This is a genomic window from Pseudomonas protegens CHA0, from assembly GCF_000397205.1.
Lineage (GTDB): Bacteria > Pseudomonadota > Gammaproteobacteria > Pseudomonadales > Pseudomonadaceae > Aquipseudomonas > Aquipseudomonas protegens.
Genome location: NC_021237.1, coordinates 1729139 through 1749012, shown reverse-complemented (window position 1 = coordinate 1749012; position 19874 = coordinate 1729139). Strand labels below are relative to the sequence as shown.

The following is a 19874-nucleotide window of genomic DNA, read 5'->3' as shown; positions in this document are numbered from 1 at the left end:
CGTTTCTGGCATCGCTTTATTCCGATCCGCCCAGGCTGCCTGCGATGCAGAAAGCCGGGGCCGGCATTTATGACGGCGGAGTTTGCCATAACCTCCGCCATTTCGCCGCAACTGCAAGATCGACGGAGTCAACCCTGTACCGCCCCTGGCGGCGCTTTCGCTGGCACGCCAGCGCCTGCGAAGGGCTTTAGATCAGGCGTCGACCAGGCTCCACTGCTTGCTCAGGCGCTTGTCGGAAATCGGCACCTTGGTCCCCAACTGCTGGGCGAACAGGGACACCCGGTACTCCTCCAGCCACCAGCGGTACAGCTCCAGCTGCGGGTCGCGCTTGCCTTCCTGGGCATGCTTCTGGGCCCGGGTCTGGTACTGGCTCCACAGGCCCGAGAGCTCGCTGCTCCAGACCCGGTCCTTCTGCACCTGGCTGCCGAGTTTCTCGAAGCGCAGTTCCACGGCCTTGAGGTAACGCGGCAGTTCCTTGAGCCACAGGGCCGGGGTTTCCCGGACAAAGCCCGGGTACACCAGGTTCGCCAGCTGGGCCTTGATGTCGTTGAGGGCCACGGCCTGGGCCAGGTCGATCTTGCCCTTGAAGCGCTTTTGCAGGCCGTGCCAGAGCTTGAGGATCTCCAGGGTCAGGCGTGCCAGGCGCTCGGCGTGCTCGGTCCAGGCACCACGCTTGCGCTCGGCCAGGGAGGCCAGGCCCGCGCCATCCCGAGGCAGCACGGCCTCGCCTTCAAGAATGCAACTGTCGAGGCTGGCCAGGAGAATGTCCTCCACCAGCGCATCGACCCGGCCCAGTTCGCGGTACAGCAGGCCCAGCTCGGTAAGGCCCGGCAACTTGCCCCGCAGGAACTTGGCCGGCTCGGCCAGTTGCTGCAACAGCAGGCGCTGCAAGGCCCGGCGATGCTGGAACTCGGCTTCGGCAGCGGTGGAGAAGCGCCCTTCCTTGACCGTACCCGCCTCCTCCACCAGGGCCGGGTACACCGTCATCGACAGCCCGGCGATCTTCTGCTGGGTCTTTTCCGCCACCGCGGCAAATACCTTGGCTTGCACCGGTTGCTGGCTCTTGGCAGTCTGCGGCACCGCCAGGGCAGCCTGGCTGGCTTCGGCGAAACGCGCGGTCAGTTCGGCCAGGTCGCGGCCTTCGCCGAGGAACTTGCCCTGGGCGTCGACGATTTCCAGGTTCATCCGCAGGTGGCTTTCCACCTGTTGTTCGGCTTCGCTCCAGGCCTCGTCGCTGACCCGGGCACCGGTCATGCGCAGCAGCTCGCGGCCCAGGGCCTGGGGCAAGGAGCCCTCGGCGAAGACCATGCGCTGCAGGGCGGCCTTGACGAAGTCCGGCACCGGCACGAAGTTCTTGCGCAGGGCCTTGGGCAGGTTGCGCACCAGGGCGATGCACTTGGCCTCGATCAGCCCCGGCACCAGCCATTCCAGGCGTTCGGCGGGCAGTGCCGGCAGCAGCGGCGCTGGCACCCGCAGGGTCACGCCGTCCCGGGGATGGTTGGGTTCGAAGTGGTAACTCAGGGCCAGTTCCAGGTCACCGATATGCAGGGTGTCCGGGTACTGCTTGGCGGTGACCTCGCTGGCCTCGCGGGCGAGCACGTCTTCCTCGCGCATGATCAACAACTGCGGGTTCTTCTGGCTGTGCACCCGGTACCAGCTGTCGAAGGTCGCGGTCTGGTGGATCTCCGCCGGCAAACGTGCGTCGTAGAAGGCGAACAGGGTTTCCTCGTCGGCCAGGATGTCGCGGCGCCGGGCCTTGGCTTCCAGGGCATCGAGCTGTTCCAGCAACTGGGTGTTGGCGCTCAGGCACTTGGCCTTGGACTGGATTTCGCCACGCACCAGGGCCTCGCGGATGAACAGCTCGCGGGACACCACCGGGTCCACCGGGCCGTAATGCACTGGCCGGCGGCCGACCACGATCAGGCCGAACAGGGTGATCTGCTCGTAGGCCACTACCTGGCCGCGCTTCTTCTCCCAATGGGGCTCGAAGTGGTTCTTCTTCACCAGATGGCCGGCCAGGGGCTCGATCCAGTCCGGCTCGATCTTGGCCACCATGCGCGCATAGAGCTTGGTGGTTTCCACCAGCTCGGCGGTCATCAGCCATTGCGGGCGCTTCTTGCCCAGGCCCGAGGACGGGTGGATCCAGAAGCGCCGCTGGCGGGCCCCCAGGTAGTCGCCGTCTTCGGTCTTCTGGCCGATCTGGCTGAGCAGGCCTACCAGCACCGCCTTGTGCAGTTTCGGGTAGTCCGCCGGCTCCTTGTTCAGGCTCAGTTGCAGGTCGCGGCAGATCAGGCTCAACTGCCGGTGCGAATCACGCCACTCGCGCAGGCGCAGGTAGTTCAGGAAATTCTTGCGGCACCAGTTGCGCAGCGGGCTGGCGGTGAGGGCCTGGCGCTGTTCTTCGAAGCCGCGCCACAGGTTGACCAGCCCGGCGAAGTCCGAATCCACGTCCTTCCACTGGGCGTGGGCCTGGTCGGCGGCCTGCTGGCGCTCCGGCGGACGCTCGCGGGGGTCCTGGATCGACATGGCGCTGGCGACGATCAGCACTTCCTGGAGGCTGCCGAGCTTGGCCGCTTCCAGCAGCATGCGGCCCATGCGCGGATCCACCGGCAGGCGCGCCAGTTGCCGGCCCAGTGGTGTCAGCTGGCTGTTGCGGTCGACTGCCGAGAGTTCCTGCAGCAGGTTGAAACCGTCGCTGATGGCCTTGCCATCCGGCGGCTCGATAAACGGGAAGGCAGTGATTTCCCCCAGGCGCAGGTGCAGCATCTGCAGGATCACCGCCGCCAGGTTGGTACGCAGGATCTCCGGGTCGGTGAATTCCGGCCGGCCGAGGAAATCTTCCTCGCTGTACAGGCGTACGCAGATCCCCGGTTCGACCCGGCCGCAACGGCCCTTGCGCTGGTTGGCGCTGGCCTGGGAAATCGCCTCGATGGGCAGGCGCTGGACCTTGGCCCGGTAGCTGTAGCGGCTGATGCGCGCAGTGCCGCTGTCGATCACGTAGCGGATGCCCGGCACGGTCAGCGAGGTTTCGGCGACGTTGGTGGCCAGCACCACGCGGCGGCCCGGGTGGGACTGGAAGATGCGCTGCTGTTCGGCCGGCGACAGGCGCGCGTACAGCGGCAGGATCTCGGTGTGCTTGAGCTGGGCCTTGCGCAGCATCTCCGCGGCGTCGCGGATCTCCCGCTCGCCGGGCAGGAACACCAGCACATCCCCGGGGCTGCGCCTTTCACTGCGTTCATGGGCGGCGATTTCATCCAGGGTGGCGAGGATCGCCTGGTCCACCGTGAGGTCGTCCTCGACCCGGTTGCCCTCCTCGTCCTGTTCCAGGGTCAACGGGCGATACCAGGTTTCCACCGGGAAGGTGCGGCCGGAGACCTCGACGATCGGCGCGTTATCGAAGTGCTTGGAGAAGCGCTCAAGGTCGATGGTCGCCGAGGTGATGATGACCTTCAGGTCCGGGCGCCGCGGCAGCAGGGTCTTGAGGTAGCCGAGGAGGAAGTCGATGTTCAGGCTGCGCTCGTGGGCCTCGTCGACGATGATCGTGTCGTAGCGTTCCAGGTAGCGATCGTTCTGGGTTTCCGCCAGCAGGATGCCGTCGGTCATCAGCTTGATCAGGGTGCTGGAATCGCTCTGGTCCTCGAAGCGCACCTGGTAGCCCACCAGCGAGCCCAGGGGCGTGGCCAGCTCTTCGGCGACCCGGCTGGCCACGCTGCGGGCGGCAATCCGCCGGGGCTGGGTATGGCCGATCAGGCCATGCTGGCCACGACCGATTTCCAGGCAGATTTTCGGCAACTGGGTGGTCTTGCCCGAGCCGGTCTCGCCGGCAATGATCAGCACCTGATGCTTGAGCAGCGCCTCCTTGATCTCGTCGCGCTTGGCGGCAATCGGCAGGCTGTCGTCATAGCGGATCTGCGGCACGCTCTGGCGCCGCGCCGTCACCAGGTTGCAGGAAGCCTGCATGCGCTCCAGCCACTGGGCGAGCTTGGCCTCGTCGGGCTTCTTGCGCAGTTCGAGCAACTGCCGGCGCAACCGGTGACGGTCGCCGAGCATGGCTTGATCGAGGTTTTTCAGCAGTTGGTCGATTGCAGGCGATTCGTCAGTCATCAGGTACGCAAGGGTCGTCTATTTAGGCAGGGCGCGATTGTCGCAGAAAAGTCCATGCAATACGTAGGAGCCGGCTTGTCGGCGAAGGGGCCAGTGAGGGCGCCCTCGCCGGCAAACCGGCTCCTGCACGTCTATTTATTCGTCTTCCAGGCCTTGGCGCCGGTAAGGGAAGACATCGATCACCTTGCCGGCGCGGATGGCCTCCTGCAGGCCCTTCCAGTAATCGGCGTTGTACAGCTCGCCGTGCAGCTGGTCGAACAGCTTGCGCTGGCCGGCATCGGCGAACAGGAACGGCGGGAACTCCTCGGGAAACACGTCGTGGGGGCCGATGGAATACCAGGGTTCGGAAGCCATTTCATCTTCCGGGGTACGGGGGGCCGGAATGTGGCGGAAGTTGGCTTCGGTGAGGAAGCAGATTTCGTCGTAGTCATAGAACACCACCCGGCCATGGCGGGTGACGCCGAAGTTCTTCAGCAGCATGTCGCCGGGGAAGATGTTGGCCGCCGCCAGCTGCTTGATCGCCAGGCCATAGTCCTCCAGGGCCTCGCGCACCTGGGCTTCGTTGGCATGCTCCAGGTAGAGGTTGAGCGGGGTCATGCGCCGCTCGGTCCAGCAGTGGCGGATCAGTACCGTCTGGCCTTCCACCGCCACCGTGGAGGGCGCCACTTCCAGCAGCTCCTCAAGGCACGCCGGGTCGAACTTGCTCAGGGGGAAGCGGAAGTCGGCGAACTCCTGGGTATCGGCCATGCGGCCCACCCGATCCACGCTTTTCACCAGCCGGTATTTCTCGATCACCGTGGCCCGGTCGACGTTCTTCGACGGCGAGAAGCGGTCCTTGATGATCTTGAACACGGTGTTGAAGCCCGGCAGGGTGAACACGCTCATGACCATGCCGCGCACCCCGGGAGCCATGATGAAGCGATCGTCGGTGCTGGCCAGGTGGTTGATCAGGGCCCGGTAGAACTCCGACTTGCCGTGCTTGTAGAAACCGATGGAGGTGTACAGCTCGGCGATGTGCTTGCCCGGCAGGATGCGCTTGAGGAAGCCGATGAATTCCGCCGGCACCGGCACGTCCACCATGAAGTAGGAACGGGTGAAGGAAAAGATGATCGAGACGTCCGCCTCGTCGGTGATCAGCGCGTCGATCTGGATCCCCCGGCCTTCGCGGTGCAGTAGCGGGATCACCAGCGGCCACTGTTCTTCATGGGTGAAGATGCGCCCCACCAGATAGGCGCCCTTGTTGCGGTAGAGCACCGAGGAAAACAGTTCCAGGGTCAGTTCCGGGTCCTTGCACACCCAGTCCGGCAGGTTCTCCCGCAATTGCGCCTCCAGGCGCCGCAGGTCCCCCGGCAGGTCGGCGTAGTCCTCGCTGAAGCGGTAGTCGGCGAATACCTGTTCGAGCATCGTCGCCAGTTCGCCCTGGGGCTTGTAGCTGCGGGTCTGCGCGGCCCGGGCCCGGCGCAGGCTGGGCCGGGTGGTGTGGATGAACATGCAGCCGTCGCTGATCAGGTCGTGGCTGAACAGGCCGCAGAAGATCGAGTTGTACCAGGTCTCGGACAACTCATCGTCAAAGCGCAGGTCGATCAGGCTGATGTAGGCGCTTTTCACCAGTGGCCACTGGCTGACATCCATCAGCGACTCGGTGCTGAAGGCCTGGTGCAGGCGGGCCACGGTCTCGCCCACCTTCTCTTCATACAGGTTGATCCGCGCTGCCGAGGCCTTTTGCGCTTGCTGCCACTGCGCCTGCTCGAAGCGTTGCCGGGCACCGTCGGTGATCTGGCGAAAGTGCTCGCGGTAGTCGTCGAAGCCATCGAGGATCATTCGAGCGATATCGGCGGCGGGCCATGACTGCGACATAAAGAGACCTCTGCGGGAATTTACGATGCCAGAGCTTAGCCAGTGAAACGAGGTGAAGAGAAGCGTATTTTTGTGATGGGACGTACGCCGAAAAATGACCCGGCGGTCGCTCTGTCTCCAGGCCTCTGCAACGCAGGATTGAACGCAACAATCGGGGTGCGGGTTTTCTTCGCCCCGTGCGCCAATAAGGTTTGCCATGCCCGGCCACGCTGGGCAAGATCCCTCGCCCCGAACCCAAGGAACCTCCTGTGAAACCTGTCGATCTGCTGCGCCTGCTGTCGCTGGCCGCCATCTGGGGCGCGAGCTTCTTGTTCATGCGCATCATCGCCCCGGTGCTGGGCAGCGTGCCCACGGCCTTCTTCCGGGTGTCCATCGCCGCGCTCGGGCTGCTGGTGATGCTGGCGTTGATGCGGGTCGACTGGAACTTTCGTGGCAAGCTCAAGACCGTGCTGCTGCTCGGGGTGATCAACTCCGGGATACCCGCGACGATGTACTCGGTGGCGGCCCAGGTGCTGCCCGCCGGCTACTCGGCGATCTTCAATGCCACCACGCCGTTGATGGGGGTGTTGATCGGCGGCCTGTTTTTCCATGAACGCCTGACCCCGAGCAAATTCGCCGGGGTCTGCCTGGGCCTGCTCGGCGTCGGCATCCTGACCCGCGCCGGCCCCGTGGCCTTCGACCGAGACCTGCTGCTGGGCGCCCTGTCCTGCTTGATGGCCACCACCTGCTACGGCTTCGCCGGGTTCCTCGCCCGACGCTGGCTGGACCAGGCCGGCGGCCTGGACAGCCGCCTGTCGGCCCTGGGCAGCATGCTGGGAGCGACCCTGCTGCTGTTGCCGCTGTTCGCCTACAACGCCATCAGCCAGCCGCCTCCCAGCTGGGGTGGCTGGAGCGTATGGCTATCGCTTCTGGGGCTGGGGCTGGGCTGCACCGCGTTTGCCTACGTGCTGTATTTCCGCCTGCTCAGCGCCATCGGCCCGGTGCGTTCGATGACCGTGACCTTCATGATCCCGCCATTCGGCGTACTGTGGGGCGCGTTGCTGCTGGACGAGCCGCTGTCCATGGCCCACCTGTATGGCGGCGCGCTGATTGCCGCCGCGCTGTGGCTGGTGCTCAGGCCGGCGGCAAAGGCCGCAGCCTGAAACAGGCTGCCGGCATCTGCTCAAGGCCTGTTGCGGCCGCCCTGGGTCAAAGCGCGGCGTTGCTCATTTCTCCGTCCACCAGGCGTCGTATACCCAGCGGGTTGGCATTGCGCAGGGCTTCAGGCAGCAGCGCGTCCGGGTAGTTCTGGAAACATACCGGGCGCAGGAAGCGCGCGATCGCCAGGCTGCCTACCGAGGTGCCACGGGCATCCGACGTTGCCGGATAAGGCCCGCCGTGAACCATCGCATCGCAGACTTCGACCCCGGTCGGATAGCCATTGAGCAATAGCCGGCCGACCTTTTCCTGCAAGACCTCGCTGAGCCAGCGATGCTCCAGCAGTTCCTGTTCCTCGCCGATCAAGGTCGCGGTCAGTTGCCCACGCAGCCCCTGCAAGGCCGCCGCCAGTTCACGCTGATCCGCCACTTCGATGACGATGCTGGCCGGGCCGAAGACTTCCTCCTGAAGCAGTTCATCGCCCTCCAGCAACAGGCTGACATCGGCCTGAAATAGCTGAGCCTGTGCCTGGGCGCCCTGCTGTGGCCGCCCCGCCAGGTGCCGCAGACGTGGATGCTGGTGCAAGGCTGCAAGCCCCTGGCAATAGCTGACCAGCGTGCCGCTGTTGAGCATGGTCTGCGGCGCCTGCTGGTCCATCTGCGTGCTGAACTGCTGGAGAAAGGCGCTGAACTGCGGCGAGCGCAGGCCGATGATCAGGCCAGGATTGGTACAGAACTGACCCGCACCCAAGGTCACCGAACCCGCCAGTTCGGCGGCGATCTGCGAACCCCGGGCCCTGAGAGCCTCCGGCAGCAGGATCACCGGGTTGATGCTCGACATCTCGGCGAACACCGGGATCGGCTGCGGCCGGGTCGCGGCCATCTGGCACAAGGCATTGCCACCCTTGAGGGAGCCGGTAAAGCCCACCGCCTGGATCGCCGGGTGCTTGACCAGCCACTCCCCGACCCCGGCTCCGTAGATCATGTTGAACACTCCGGCGGGCATCCCGCTGCGCTGCGCCGCGCGGATGATCGCGTCCGCCACCCACTCGGCAGTCGCCATGTGCCCGCTGTGGGCCTTGAACACCACCGGGCAACCGGCGGCCAGGGCCGCAGCGGTGTCGCCACCGGCGGTGGAGAACGCCAGGGGGAAGTTGCTGGCACCAAACACCGCCACCGGGCCCAGGCCGATGTGGTACTGGCGCAGGTCCGGGCGCGGCAGCGGCTGGCGCTGGGGCAAGGCGCGATCGATGCGTGCAGCATAGAAGTCGCCCCGACGCAGGACCCTGGCGAACAAACGCAACTGGCCGCTGGTACGCCCTCGCTCGCCCTGAATGCGCCCGGCGGGCAAGGCAGTTTCCCGGCAGACAGTGGCGATGAAGTCATCCCCGAGGCCGTCCAGTTCATCGGCAATGGCATCGAGAAACTGCGCACGCCGCTCGGCGCTGAGGTTGCGGTACAGCGGGTAGGCCAGCGCCGCGGCCCGGGCCGCGGCATCCACTTCCGCCGCGGTCGCCTGAAAGAAGCTTCCCGGCAGGGCTTGGCCACTGCTGGCATCCAGGCTGTGCAACTGCACCTCGCCCAGAGCGCTGCGGGCGCCACCAATGTAGTTGTGTCCAGACAAGCGAGTCATGAGAATTCCTTGACCGGCGCCAGAGGCCGGTGGTTGAAGATTTACAGGGCCCGTACCTGGCCGATGGCCAAGGGCTGGACGCTTGCACCGATGGTGTTTTCCAGGGGCGCGCCGAAGGCTTCGAGGCTGATCTGGAAGCGGTCGCCGGGGCGCGTGCGTACACCGTCGGCAAAGGACAGGGTGGCGGTGCCGAAGTAGTGCACATGGACGTCGCCGGGACGCAGGAACTGCGCGTACTTGAAGTGGTGGTATTCGAGGTTGGCCAGGCTATGGCACATGTTGTCCTCACCGCTGAGAAACTCCCTTTCCCAGAGCACTTCAGCGTTGCGGATAATGCGGCTGCGGCCCACCAGGTGCCGGGGCAGTTCGCCGACCCGCAATTCCGGGCCGTAGGCGCAGTAGCGCAGCTTCGAGTGGGCCAGGTACAGGTAGTTGCGCCGCTCCATCACATGGTCGGAGAACTCGTTGCCCAGGGCATAACCGACGCGGTACGGCAGTCCATCATCACCGATCACATAAAGGCCGGTGAGCTCCGGTTCCTCCCCCCCATCCTCGGCAAACGGCGGCAGCGGAAAATCGCCGCCGGGACGCACGACAATGCTGCCGTCGCCCTTGTAGAACCATTCCGGCTGGGCCCCCACTTGCCCGGCCTCGGGCTTGCCGCCTTCCAGGCCCCATTTGAAGATGCGCATGGTGTCGGTCATGCCCGCTTCGACCTCGCCGTCATGCTGGTGCATCTTGTCCCGGGTCGAGGCGCTGCCCAGGTGGGTCAGGCCGGTGCCGCTGATCAGGCAATGGGCCGGGTCCTCATGGTCCAGGGGCGGCAGCACCCGGCCCTGCTGCAACAGCTGTGCATAGTCCGGTCCCGGATCACTGCCGCGCAGCTGCGCTTCCTGCTGCAGGCTGCGCTGGTTGCGGATCGCCGCCAGGGCCAGTTCACGGGTGCTGGAGGTGTTGCGCAATACTCGCACTTGCTGCTCTTCGATCACTCCGACCTGACGCTGACCGGTGCTGCTGGCAAATTGAATCAAGCGCATGTTCGCTCTCCCATAGGTGTGTACGGCGCCGCCCGCAAGCGGCGCCCGAGGCTTATTCGATGATGTTGAATTCGCTCAGGTAGTCTTCGCAGATTTCCAGGCCCAGGCCCGGCTTGTGGTCATCGAGCTGGATGTAGCCCTTGACTGGCTGCGGCTCGCCCTTGAACACGTAGTAGAAGAGTTCGTTGCCGACCTCGACGTCGAACACCGGGAAGAACTCGGCCATCGGCGAGGCCGTGGTGGACAGGGTCAAGTGGTAGTTGTGCATCTGCCCGGCATGGGGAATCACAGGCACCGACCAGGCTTCGGCCATGGCGTTGATCTTGCGCGCGGCGGTGATGCCGCCGACGCGGTTGGTGTCGTACTGGATCACGTCGACGGCGCGGCGTTCCAGCAAGTCCTTGAAGCCATAGGAGGTGAACTCGTGCTCACCGCCGGAGATCGGCATGATGCCCATCTTCTTCAGTTCGACGTAGCCTTCAAGGTCGTCGGCGATCACCGGCTCCTCCAACCAGCGCGGCTCGAACTCCGCCAGCTTGGGCAACATGCGCCGGGCGTATTCCAGGGTCCAGCCCATATAGCACTCGAGCATGATGTCCACATCCGGGCCGGCCAGTTCGCGCAGAGCGCGTACCTGCTCGATGTTGCGGCGCATGCCGGCCGGGCCGTCCTTGGGACCGTAGCCGAAGCGCATCTTCAGCGCAGTGAAACCCTGGTTGAGGTAGCCCTGGGCCTCTTCGAGGAACAGGTCGAGATTGTCATTGGCGTAGAGCTTGGAGGCGTAGGTCCAGATCTTGTCCTTGGTGCGCCCGCCGAGGAGCTTGAACACCGGCTTGTTCACCGCTTTGCCCATGATGTCCCAGAGGGCGATGTCGATCGCCGAGATGGCCGCCATGCCGATGCCCTTGCGCCCCCACGCGTGACTCTGACGGTACATTTTCTGCCAGATGTATTCGTTGTCGAAAGGGTCCTCACCGATGGCGATCGGAGCCAGATAGGTGTCGATGATTTCCTTGGCCACCCGCGGCGCCAGGGCGCAATTGCCGATACCCACCAGGCCGTTGTCGGTTTCCACTTCCACCACCAGCCAGCCGTGGAAACGGAACGAGCCCATGGCATCGCCACGCTCGAAGAGGATGTCCGTGGCATTGGTGCAGAAGTGCGCCTGAGGTGGCACGACTTTGCCTTTCCATTCGAATACACGGGTACGGATCGCGGTGATTTTCATCAGGGGGTTTCCTTGCAAGGCGTGGGTAGTGATTAGCCGACCTGGGACGGTGTGAGCTGTTTGGGAGCTGTCGGGGTGTACCGAGTATTCAGGCGTGACAGCAGGATGGCGCCGAGGATGCCTACCAGGGCCAGGGCGAACATCCCCGCACGTGGATCGGCAAACTGGGTTTCCATCAGGGTCTTGAGGTTCGGCGCGACAAAGCCGCCGAGGTTGCCGATGGAGTTGATCAGGGCGATGCCGCCGGCCGCCGCGGCACCGCTGAGGTAGCCGGTGGGGATGGTCCAGAACAGCGGCTGCACGGCGACGAAGCCGGCGGCGGCGAAACAGAAGGCCAGGACCACCGGGACCATGCTGCTACCCAGTGCGGAAGCAGCGATGCCCAGGGCGGCCATGGTCAGCATCACCACCGCCAGGCGCTGATGCTGACCACTGCGGTCGGCATAGCGGGTCACCAGGCGGGTCACCAGCAGGGCACAGATCCACGGAATCGCGGTGATCAGCCCGACGCTGAGGCCCACGTGGCCGTCCAGCAGCCCGGCGATGCGTGTCGGCAGGTAGAACACCACGCCGTAGACGCTCATCTGGATGGTGAAGTAGGCCAGGCAGAATTGCAGGACCCGGGGATTGCGCAGGGCACTGAGGAAGCCGTGGGGGCTGCTGTCCTTTTTCCTTGCGTCCTCTGCGGCCAGGGCGTCATGCAGCGCCTGCTTCTGCTCGACGCTCAACCAGCGCGCATCGCCGGGACGATCCACCAGGTAGAAGTAGGCGGCGATGCCGACCACCGACGCCATCAGGCCCTCGACCACGAACAGCCATTGCCAGTTGGTCAGGCCGAACACCCCATGGAATTCCAGCAACCAGCCCGACAGCGGGCTGCCGAGGACCAGCGCCAGGGGTAGGCCGAAGTAGAACAGCCCCAGGGCCTGGCCCCGGCTCTGGGCCGGAAACCAGTAGGTGAGGTAGAGAATGATCCCCGGGAAGAAGCCGGCCTCGGCCACGCCCAGAAGAAAACGCAGCACATAAAACGTCTGGGCGTTGTGAGCGAACATCATCGCCGCCGACACCAGACCCCAGGTGACCATGATCCGGCACAACCAGACCCGCGCACCGAGGCGATGCAGCATGTAGTTGCTGGGCACTTCGAAGAAGGCGTAGCCAATGAAGAAAATGCTCGCGCCAAAAGCGAAGGCTGCATCGCCGAGGCCGGTGTCGGCTTGCAGCGCCGCCTTGGCGAAGCCGACGTTGGAACGGTCGATAAAGGCCAGGATGTACATCAGGATCAGGAAGGGCAGCAGACGCAGCCGGCTTTTGGAGATGGCGCTGGCGAGCGCCAGCGCAGAATCTGGACGGGTCATGTGGAGGTTCCTTGAGTGCCGGTCAGGCCTTGCGCAAGGGACAAGGCGGGCTTTTTGTAGTTGTTCGATCGCTGAGCGAGTGGCTGGCAGCCGCTCAATCGATGAGGCGACTTTAGCCAGCGCCGACAGCAGCGGCTAATCACTTATGGGCATCCAACGATAACCACAGGTGATCGCCGGAGGGCTTTTATTGCCTTTTAGGGTTATCGGAGATATCTCGTTCCTTTCGCGGGCAAGCCGACGCCTGCAGCCATGCCGGCCAAGGCGCTCTAGCAAACGGCGGATGCCAGAAAGCATTCCCATGCCAAGGCATGGGAATGCGGGCACCAGGAAATGCTCCGATCAGTGGCGGTGGGCGCCTATGCGGCAAGCGATCTCGAAGGCCTGGCGTCGCCCTGAACCTTGAGGAAGATGGTGTCGCCCGGGTAAGGCCCGTCGGTGGCGATGCCCAGAGCCTGGGCGGCCTTCACCGCCGGGCCGATGATCATCCTATGTACCTGGGCGCGCTTGGCGCGCTATTGGCTGACCCTGCTGCGCAGCACTCTGGTGGGCTGCTGGATGGGCATCACGCCCGCTGGCCCGACTGCGGCCTCGTTCATGAGCTACAGCCTGGCGCGGCCCTTTTCCAAGCACCGAGAGAACTTCGGCAAGGGCGAAATCGAAGGCGTGATCGCCCCGGAAACCGCCGACCAGACTGCCGGCACCAGCGCCCTGCTGCCGATGCTGACCCTGGGCATTCCCGGCTCTGCCACCGCTGCGGTAATGCCTGGCAGCCTGATGATCTGGGGGCTCATCGCCAGTATGTACCTGGGCAACGTGGTCAGCCTGATCGTGGTGCTGGTCACCGTGCCGCTGTTCGCCTCGATCCTGCGAATTCCGTTCTCGATCATTGCACCGATCATCATGGTCTGCGCCATGGGTGCCTACTCGGTGCACAACGCCTTCTTCGACGTGGTGCTGATGCTGTTCTGGCCGCTGCTGTCTGCCGCCCTGCAGCGGCTGCTTCAGCGCCGTGCAGAAAGCTGAACGAACATCCCCCGGCCCAATGAGCCCCTACCCTTGACGTAGCCCCTGGCAAGGCCTGGCATTTATTGTCAGGCTTGCCGCTGCCTTTTACTGCGAGCCCGGCCCATGACCAAGATTCCTGATGCCAATGTGATCCACAGCCGCCTGCGCCTGCGACAACTGCGGCTGATGCTGGCCTTGCAGGAGTTCGGCTCGCTACGCCGCGCTGCAGACAACATTGGCATGACCCAACCAGCAGCCACCAAGATGCTCCACGAAGCGGAGGACCTGCTGGGTGTGGAGCTGTTCGAACGCCTGCCTCGGGGCATGCGTCCCACGCCCTTCGGCGAGACAGTGATCTACTACGCACGGATGGTCTTCGCCGAGCTGAGCGGCATGCGTGAAGAACTGGTGGCACTGGAATCCGGCAACCTCGGGCGGGTCGCCGTCGGGGCCATTCCGGCCCTGGCCTCGGGACTGCTGACGCGGACCATCGCCACTCTCAAGCAAAGCCATCCACGGTTGTCCATGAGCATCCAGGTCGACACCAGCGACGTGCTGGTACAGGCCTTGCTCCAGGATCAACTGGACATCGTCCTGGGCAGGATTCCCGGCGGCGCACGGGCCGAGGAACTGCTCTTCGACAGCCTGGGTGAAGAGGCCCTGTGCGTGATCGCCGGGGTGCAGAATCCACTGGCGCAAGCCACGCACCTGAGCTGGGCACAATTGCAAAACGAGACCTGGGTCTTGCAACAGCATCCCAGCCCCATGCGCTCGATCATCAACCAGGTGTTTCACAACGCCCGGGTCGATATCCCCAGCAGCATCGTCGAGACCACCTCGATCATGACCTTGCTGTCTCTGGTGCAGCAGACCGACATGATTGGTGTTACACCGGTTTCGGTAGTCGAAGACTATCCCGGGCGTCACCTGTTGGCGGTGCTGCCGATCCAGTTCGAGGCGCGCTTGCCGCCCTTCGGGTTGATCACCCGGCGGCACCGCATCCAGTCATCGGCGATGCAGGCCTTCATGAACTCGGTTCGCAAGGAACACGGGCTGAGCCGAGACTGAATCCCGCCAAGGGGCTCAGGGAACGTTCAGGGTGATCAGGTAGGCGCCCGAGGTCACGGCCTTGCCTGCCTGGTCGATAACGGCATAGTGCTGGTCGTAATAGCGCCCCTCGCGCCCGCTGTCGGCCAGGAGCTTGACCTTGACTACGGAGTTTCCCGGGCCGCTGGCGCTGGCCAGCGGGCCGACCCGCCGAACGTCAATGGATCCCCCACGCGAGCCCTGAGGGCACTGCCGCAAGTTCAGCCCATCGCTGGCAGCATTGGAGGTGCAGTTGGACTCTACGATCTTGCCGTAAAAACGGATGATGCCTTGCCCTGAGGGAGTGGCGGCAAGGCAACTGCCCGATAGCCCAAGGAACAGACTCAAAGCAGTGGAAGCAAGCGCTACGTTCATCCTGACTCTCCTTGTGTGTAAGGACTGTATCGTCAGTCTAGGTACGGGCTTTAGCTTTTGAGAAAAGTCTGATGGACTGTTTGGAAGCATTAGAAAAGAAGTCCAATCAACTGGTTATCAAAATCACCTGCAAGCGTTGCTCAGGCGACTCTTCGAGCTGCCTCACGCGGCGCTGAAGCCCTGTCCCAATGCAGTTGGCGAGTACCTTTTCGACAATGATGCCATATGGCCATCATTCGACATAAAAGTCGACCCTTCATGCCATAAATAGGGAAAACAACCGACCGGGCATTGCACCCGGCCGGTGTCGTCAGCAACGGCGCGCAGAGCTCACGCCGCCCAGGGCGGTCAAGGCTGCTTGCGGAACACGAACACCAGCCCGACGATGATCAGGCCCATGCCCAACAGGCTCAGCAGCCCCAGGCGATTGCCGAAGAACAGGTAGTCCATCAGCGCGGTCACCGCAGGCACCAGGTAAAACAGGCTGGTGACATTCACTAGGTTGCCCTGGGCAATCAGCCGATACAGCAACAGCGTGGCCAGCACCGACACCACCAGCCCCATCCACAGCAGTGGAATCACGAAACCTGCACTGTGCTCGAAGTGAAACGGCTGGAACGGCACGAACAGCGCGCACAGCAGCAGCCCTGCCAGGTACTGCACCGGCAGCGTGCCCAGGGGATTGTCGGTGATGCGTTTCTGCATGATCGAACCGGCGGTCATGCTGACCAGGGCCAGCAGCCCGCACAGCATGCCGGTGATGGACATCCCCGCCAGGCCGATGCTCTGGTAGACCACCATCACCAGCCCGGCAAGCCCCAGGCTCAGGCCAAACAGCCGGCTCCAGGAGCGCTGGCGCTCCATCAGCACCACCGTGAGGATCGGCTGCACCCCCATGATGGTGGCCATGACCCCGGGGGTCACCTTCAGGTCCAGGGCCAGGATGTAGAAGATCTGGTAGGCCCCCAGCAGCACCAGGCCGGTGGCCACGGCAAAGCCCATGGCCCGGCGCCCACGGGGCAACCTGAGCTTGAGCAGGGGCGCCAGCAGCATCAGGCCGATCAGGGCAATGACGAAGCGCAGCAGCAGGAAGGCAAAGGGTGAAGCGTGGGCCAGGCCCCATTTGGAGAAGATGGCGCCACTGCTCCACAGCAGGACGAACAGGCTCGTGGAAGCGGCCGCGAGCGCGGACTTTTTTGAAATGAGCAACATGAAAACCACCTGTAATCAGGCAAGAAGCCAATTCAGCCGAGGCTGAAGTTCAGTAGTGTTTTTTTCAGGCGGGCGCAGGGAGCAGCAGCGGTTGCTGATCAGCCCGAGAAGCCAACGCCCGGCGGTGATACGACTGCGTACACCGGCGTGCTACTGACAGGTGGGGGGTAATGACCGATCTGCACAGGCTGCTGATTCCCGCACGGCACGACGCCAGCGTTGACCGCTGAAACCACTACCGCGCTGAGAAGGGAAAAGGCCATGTACTGATGGTTCTCGAGAGAGGAAAAACCTGAGTCGCTGGACTCATCGGACGCCGAATATAACCAGCGCCCGATATTCATTGCAAGATTTATCCGAACAGCCACTTCCACAGGACTACCAGCACCACCACTGCCAGCACCGGGCGCAGGATGCGGTACAGCTTGGGATGGCGGCGCTTCCACTGCTTGACCACGCCACTGAAGCTGTCGCTGAAGCGCTTGCTCCAGGCGTAGGCCTGGTTGATCCCGCCGACACGCTCGTCATCCAGGTTCTGCGGCGCGGTGGCGCGGCCCAGTTGGGCGCTGACCCAACGGTTGATGCGGGTCATCAGGCGGCTGCTCAGCGGACGCTCGATGTCGCAGAACAGGATCACCCGGGTGATCTCGGTTTCGTTCTTCACCCAATGCACGTAGGTCTCGTCGAACATCACGTCTTCACCGTCGCGCCAGGCGTACTCCTGGCCATCGACGAAGATCCGGCAGGCGTCGGAGTTGGGGGTCGACAGGCCCAGGTGATAACGCAGGGAACCGGCGAAGGGATCGCGGTGCGGGTTGAGGTGGCTGCCGCCGGGCAACAGCGCGAACATCGCGCCCTTGACGTTGGGAATCGCGCTCACCAGCTCGACGGTCTTCGGGCACAGGGCCTCGGCCGAGGGCAGCGGCTTGTCGTACCACTTGAGGTAGAAGCGCTTCCAGCCCTTCTTGAAGAAGGAACCGAAACCGGCATCGTTGTTCTTCTCGGCGGCGCGGATGTAACCCTCGTCGAATAGGTGCATGGCCTCTTCGCGGATCACTTCCCAGTTGTCCCGCAGGATGTCCAGCTCGGGAAACTTGCTGCGGTCCAGGTACGGCTTGGAAGGCACCCCGGAGAACAGGTACATCAGGGCGTTATAGGGGGCGAACAGCGCCGAATGGTTGACGAACTGGCGCAGTACCGGCAGACGCGCCTTGCCGCGCAGGTGCACGTAGAGAATGCTGCCGACGAACAGCGACAACACCGCGACCTTGGCGGTAAAGGAAAAGCTCATGCAACGACTCCTTGGAAATAGGCACCTGTAGGGGGAGCGTTCACCCGACCTGGCAGCCGGCAATGATAAACACTCCTGGGCCCTGGAAAAACCCGCACAACCCAACATTCAGCGTTAACGGTTATGCAACAAAGGCGTTAAGTAGCATAAGCAGCCAGGCCCTGGCCTGATATGGGTCAGCATTCGCCGGCAAGCCGGCTCCTGCGGGCGAATGCCTGATCCGTGCTTACTGCTGGTTTTCCTGCTCGGTGAACAGGTCGCTGAAAAGCATGCTCGACAGGTAGCGCTCACCGGAGTCCGGCAGGATCACCACGATGGTCTTGCCCTGCATTTCCGGGGTTTCCGCCAGGCGTACCGCCACCGCCATCGCCGCGCCGCAGGAGATGCCGCAGAGGATGCCCTCTTCCTGCATCAGCCGCAGGGCCATGGCCTTGGACTCTTCATCGGTCACCAGCTCCACCCGGTCGACCATCGCCAGGTCCAGGTTCCTGGGCACGAAACCGGCGCCGATGCCCTGGATCTTGTGGGGGCTGGGCTTGATCTCTTCACCGGCGAGTTTCTGGGTGATCACCGGAGAAGTCGCCGGCTCCACCGCCACCGAGAGAATCGGCTTGCCCTGGGTCTTCTTGATGTAGCGCGACACACCGCTGATGGTGCCCCCTGTGCCAACCCCGGCCACCAGCACGTCCACCGCGCCGTCGGTATCGTTCCAGATTTCCGGACCGGTGGTCTTTTCGTGGATCGCCGGGTTGGCCGGGTTATCGAACTGCTGCGGCATGAAGTACCTGGCCGGGTCGCTGGCAACGATTTCCGCCGCCTTTTCGATCGCCCCCTTCATGCCCTTGGCCGGCTCGGTGAGCACCAGCTCGGCGCCCAGGGCCTTGAGCACCTTGCGCCGCTCGATGCTCATGGACGCCGGCATGGTCAGCATCAGCTTGTAGCCACGGGCGGCGGCGACGAAGGCCAGGCCGATCCCGGTGTTGCCCGACGTGGGCTCGACGATGGTCATGCCCGGCTTGAGCTTGCCGCTGCTTTCGGCGTCCCAGATCATGTTCGCACCGATCCGGCACTTCACCGAATAGCCCGGGTTGCGCCCTTCGATCTTGGCCAGGATGGTCACCCCGCGCGGGGCGATGCGGTTGATCTGCACCAAGGGCGTATTGCCGATGGAATGGGCGTTATCAGCAAAAATTCGGCTCATGGCTGGGTCCTTATGCAGCAGTGAATAAGTCCCCAAGGGTATGCCTGGCGCCCTTGAGCGTCCAGTCGCGCAACACCCGGGCCAGCCGGGTCGGTCGCGCCTATGCAAGAGACACATCAGCGACGCCGAGTTCATGGCCCGGCTCCTGCGTTCCCCGAACCTGCGCCCCAGGCCACCCCGGGAACATTGACTCGAACGTCTGCCAACGGACGCAGTCAATGCCTGTATACGGCTGGAGGCTGCTGATCATGAAAGCTCGTTACCGTTGGCCCCTGTGGGTCCTGGCAAGCCTGGTGGTGCTGCTGGTGGCCCTGCATATCGCCCTGCCCTACCTGGTGCGCGACTACTTGAACGACAAGCTGGCGGACATGGGCGACTACCGCGGACGCATCAGCGACATCGACCTGGCCCTGTGGCGCGGCGCCTACCGCATCAATGGCCTGGAGATCGTCAAGGTCAGCGGCAAGGTGCCGGTGCCCTTCGTCAAGGCGCCGCTGATCGACCTCTCGGTGAGCTGGCATTCGCTGTGGTACGACCACGCGGTAGTGGCCAAGGTGCAGTTCATCCAGCCGGAGCTGAACTTCGTCGACGGCGGGGCCGACAAGCAGGCATCGCAGACCGGTGAGGGCACCGACTGGCGGGCCCAACTGGGCAAGCTGCTGCCCATCACCCTCGACGAAGTGCGGATCGATGACGGCAAGATCCACTTTCGCAACTTCAGCTCCAAGCCGCCGGTGAACATCGGCGCGACCCAGGTCAACGCCAGCTTCTACAACCTGACCAACGTGGTGGACACCCAGGGCAAGCGCGATGCGCGCTTCGACGGCAAGGCCCTGCTCCAGGGCCAGGCGCCCATGGAAAGCACCGCCACCTTCGACCCCTTGAGCAACTTCGAGAACTTCGAGTTCCGCCTGCGGGCCCGGGATATCGAGCTCAAGCGCTTCAACGACTTCGCCTCGGCCTACGGCAAGTTCGACTTCAATGCCGGGCACGGTGACGTGGTGATCGAAGCCCAGGCCGAGAAGGGCCAGTTGCACGGCTATATCAAGCCGCTGTTGCGGGACGTGGAAGTCTTCAACTGGCAGCAGGACGTGGAGAACCGCAACAAGAGCATTTTCCGCTCGGTGTGGGAGGCCCTGGTGGGCGCCAGCGAAACCCTGCTGAAGAACCAGCGCAAGAACCAGTTCGCCACCCGGGTCGAGCTCAGTGGCAGCGTGCACCAGCAAGATATCAGCGCGTTCCAGGCGTTTTTGCAGATCTTGCGCAACGGTTTCATCCAGGCCTTCAATGCCCGCTACGAGCAGCCCAAGCCGTCGCCTGACTGAGTCACCCCGTGACGCTCCATTCA

At 63.9% G+C, this 19874-nt stretch carries 13 protein-coding genes and 2 pseudogenes; 4 read left to right on the top strand and 11 right to left on the bottom strand.

From position 1 onward, the window contains the following. Positions 1 to 192: 192 nt before the first annotated feature. On the bottom strand, positions 193 to 4104 hold the full coding sequence (gene hrpA / locus PFLCHA0_RS07840) for an ATP-dependent RNA helicase HrpA (protein WP_015634569.1): 3912 nt from the start codon (positions 4102 to 4104) through the stop codon (positions 193 to 195). A gap of 135 nt (positions 4105 to 4239) precedes the next feature. Continuing rightward, on the bottom strand, positions 4240 to 5961 hold the full coding sequence (gene aceK / locus PFLCHA0_RS07835; protein ID WP_011059868.1) for a bifunctional isocitrate dehydrogenase kinase/phosphatase: 1722 nt from the start codon (positions 5959 to 5961) through the stop codon (positions 4240 to 4242). A gap of 248 nt (positions 5962 to 6209) precedes the next feature. On the opposite strand from aceK, the gene PFLCHA0_RS07830 reads away from it, so the two are divergent. Then, a complete protein-coding gene (locus PFLCHA0_RS07830; RefSeq protein ID WP_015634568.1) occupies positions 6210 to 7103 on the top strand; it encodes a DMT family transporter in 894 nt (297 codons plus the stop codon). 46 nt (positions 7104 to 7149) lie between these two features. Here the strand turns inward: PFLCHA0_RS07830 and PFLCHA0_RS07825 are convergent, their stop codons facing one another. The 5 genes and pseudogenes from PFLCHA0_RS07825 to PFLCHA0_RS31640 all read right to left on the bottom strand — a co-directional run. After that, positions 7150 to 8730, bottom strand: a complete 1581-nt coding sequence (locus PFLCHA0_RS07825) for an aldehyde dehydrogenase (NADP(+)) (RefSeq protein ID WP_015634567.1) — start codon at positions 8728 to 8730, stop codon at positions 7150 to 7152. Positions 8731 to 8771: 41 nt separating this feature from the next. Next, entirely contained in the window at positions 8772 to 9767 is a 996-nt protein-coding gene (gene araD1, locus PFLCHA0_RS07820) for an AraD1 family protein (protein ID WP_015634566.1), read from the bottom strand. 52 nt (positions 9768 to 9819) lie between these two features. Beyond that, positions 9820 to 10995, bottom strand: coding sequence for an L-rhamnonate dehydratase (locus PFLCHA0_RS07815; RefSeq protein ID WP_015634565.1), 1176 nt, complete (start codon positions 10993 to 10995; stop codon positions 9820 to 9822). 32 nt (positions 10996 to 11027) lie between these two features. After that, entirely contained in the window at positions 11028 to 12353 is a 1326-nt protein-coding gene (locus PFLCHA0_RS07810) for an MFS transporter (protein WP_015634564.1), read from the bottom strand. A gap of 383 nt (positions 12354 to 12736) precedes the next feature. Beyond that, positions 12737 to 12838, bottom strand: a pseudogene (locus PFLCHA0_RS31640) (4-hydroxythreonine-4-phosphate dehydrogenase PdxA); the annotation flags it as partial. On the opposite strand from PFLCHA0_RS31640, the pseudogene PFLCHA0_RS07805 reads away from it, so the two are divergent. Together PFLCHA0_RS07805 and PFLCHA0_RS07800 are read left to right on the top strand one after the other, a co-directional pair. Next, positions 12831 to 13355 (top strand): annotated as a pseudogene (locus PFLCHA0_RS07805) (tripartite tricarboxylate transporter permease); the annotation flags it as partial. The pseudogenes PFLCHA0_RS31640 and PFLCHA0_RS07805 sit on opposite strands and share 8 nt — an antisense overlap. Before the next feature lie 129 nt (positions 13356 to 13484). Then, the gene (locus tag PFLCHA0_RS07800; protein WP_015634562.1) at positions 13485 to 14429 is read left to right on the top strand and encodes a LysR family transcriptional regulator; all 945 of its coding nucleotides are present in this window, start codon (positions 13485 to 13487) and stop codon (positions 14427 to 14429) included. Positions 14430 to 14444: 15 nt separating this feature from the next. Here PFLCHA0_RS07800 and PFLCHA0_RS07795 read toward each other — a convergent pair whose 3' ends face one another. From PFLCHA0_RS07795 to cysK, 4 genes are all read right to left on the bottom strand, one after another. Continuing rightward, the gene (locus PFLCHA0_RS07795; RefSeq protein WP_015634561.1) at positions 14445 to 14822 is read right to left on the bottom strand and encodes a hypothetical protein; all 378 of its coding nucleotides are present in this window, start codon (positions 14820 to 14822) and stop codon (positions 14445 to 14447) included. 348 nt (positions 14823 to 15170) lie between these two features. Beyond that, positions 15171 to 16034: a DMT family transporter gene (locus PFLCHA0_RS07790; protein WP_015634560.1), complete on the bottom strand. Its 864-nt coding sequence runs from the start codon at positions 16032 to 16034 to the stop codon at positions 15171 to 15173. A gap of 352 nt (positions 16035 to 16386) precedes the next feature. After that, positions 16387 to 17325 (bottom strand): aspartyl/asparaginyl beta-hydroxylase domain-containing protein, encoded by a 939-nt coding sequence (locus tag PFLCHA0_RS07785; protein ID WP_011059858.1) that lies wholly within the window; start codon positions 17323 to 17325, stop codon positions 16387 to 16389. Positions 17326 to 17551: 226 nt separating this feature from the next. Next, a complete protein-coding gene (gene cysK, locus PFLCHA0_RS07780) occupies positions 17552 to 18526 on the bottom strand; it encodes a cysteine synthase A (RefSeq protein ID WP_011059857.1) in 975 nt (324 codons plus the stop codon). Between the two features lie 248 nt (positions 18527 to 18774). On the opposite strand from cysK, the gene PFLCHA0_RS07775 reads away from it, so the two are divergent. After that, a complete protein-coding gene (locus PFLCHA0_RS07775) occupies positions 18775 to 19851 on the top strand; it encodes a DUF748 domain-containing protein (RefSeq protein ID WP_015634558.1) in 1077 nt (358 codons plus the stop codon). Positions 19852 to 19874 lie beyond the last annotated feature (23 nt).

What these genes read in the sequence shown, in the direction of transcription:
- hrpA (WP_015634569.1), bottom strand. Translation starts at nt 4,104, where the DNA reads ATGACTGACGAATCGCCTGCAATCGACCAACTGCTGAAAAACCTCGAT.
- aceK (WP_011059868.1), bottom strand. Translation starts at nt 5,961, where the DNA reads ATGTCGCAGTCATGGCCCGCCGCCGATATCGCTCGAATGATCCTCGAT.
- PFLCHA0_RS07825 (WP_015634567.1), bottom strand. Translation starts at nt 8,730, where the DNA reads ATGACTCGCTTGTCTGGACACAACTACATTGGTGGCGCCCGCAGCGCT.
- araD1 (WP_015634566.1), bottom strand. Translation starts at nt 9,767, where the DNA reads ATGCGCTTGATTCAATTTGCCAGCAGCACCGGTCAGCGTCAGGTCGGA.
- PFLCHA0_RS07815 (WP_015634565.1), bottom strand. Translation starts at nt 10,995, where the DNA reads ATGAAAATCACCGCGATCCGTACCCGTGTATTCGAATGGAAAGGCAAA.
- PFLCHA0_RS07810 (WP_015634564.1), bottom strand. Translation starts at nt 12,353, where the DNA reads ATGACCCGTCCAGATTCTGCGCTGGCGCTCGCCAGCGCCATCTCCAAA.
- PFLCHA0_RS07800 (WP_015634562.1), top strand. Translation starts at nt 13,485, where the DNA reads ATGACCAAGATTCCTGATGCCAATGTGATCCACAGCCGCCTGCGCCTG.
- PFLCHA0_RS07795 (WP_015634561.1), bottom strand. Translation starts at nt 14,822, where the DNA reads ATGAACGTAGCGCTTGCTTCCACTGCTTTGAGTCTGTTCCTTGGGCTA.
- PFLCHA0_RS07790 (WP_015634560.1), bottom strand. Translation starts at nt 16,034, where the DNA reads ATGTTGCTCATTTCAAAAAAGTCCGCGCTCGCGGCCGCTTCCACGAGC.
- PFLCHA0_RS07785 (WP_011059858.1), bottom strand. Translation starts at nt 17,325, where the DNA reads ATGAGCTTTTCCTTTACCGCCAAGGTCGCGGTGTTGTCGCTGTTCGTC.
- cysK (WP_011059857.1), bottom strand. Translation starts at nt 18,526, where the DNA reads ATGAGCCGAATTTTTGCTGATAACGCCCATTCCATCGGCAATACGCCC.
- PFLCHA0_RS07775 (WP_015634558.1), top strand. Translation starts at nt 18,775, where the DNA reads ATGAAAGCTCGTTACCGTTGGCCCCTGTGGGTCCTGGCAAGCCTGGTG.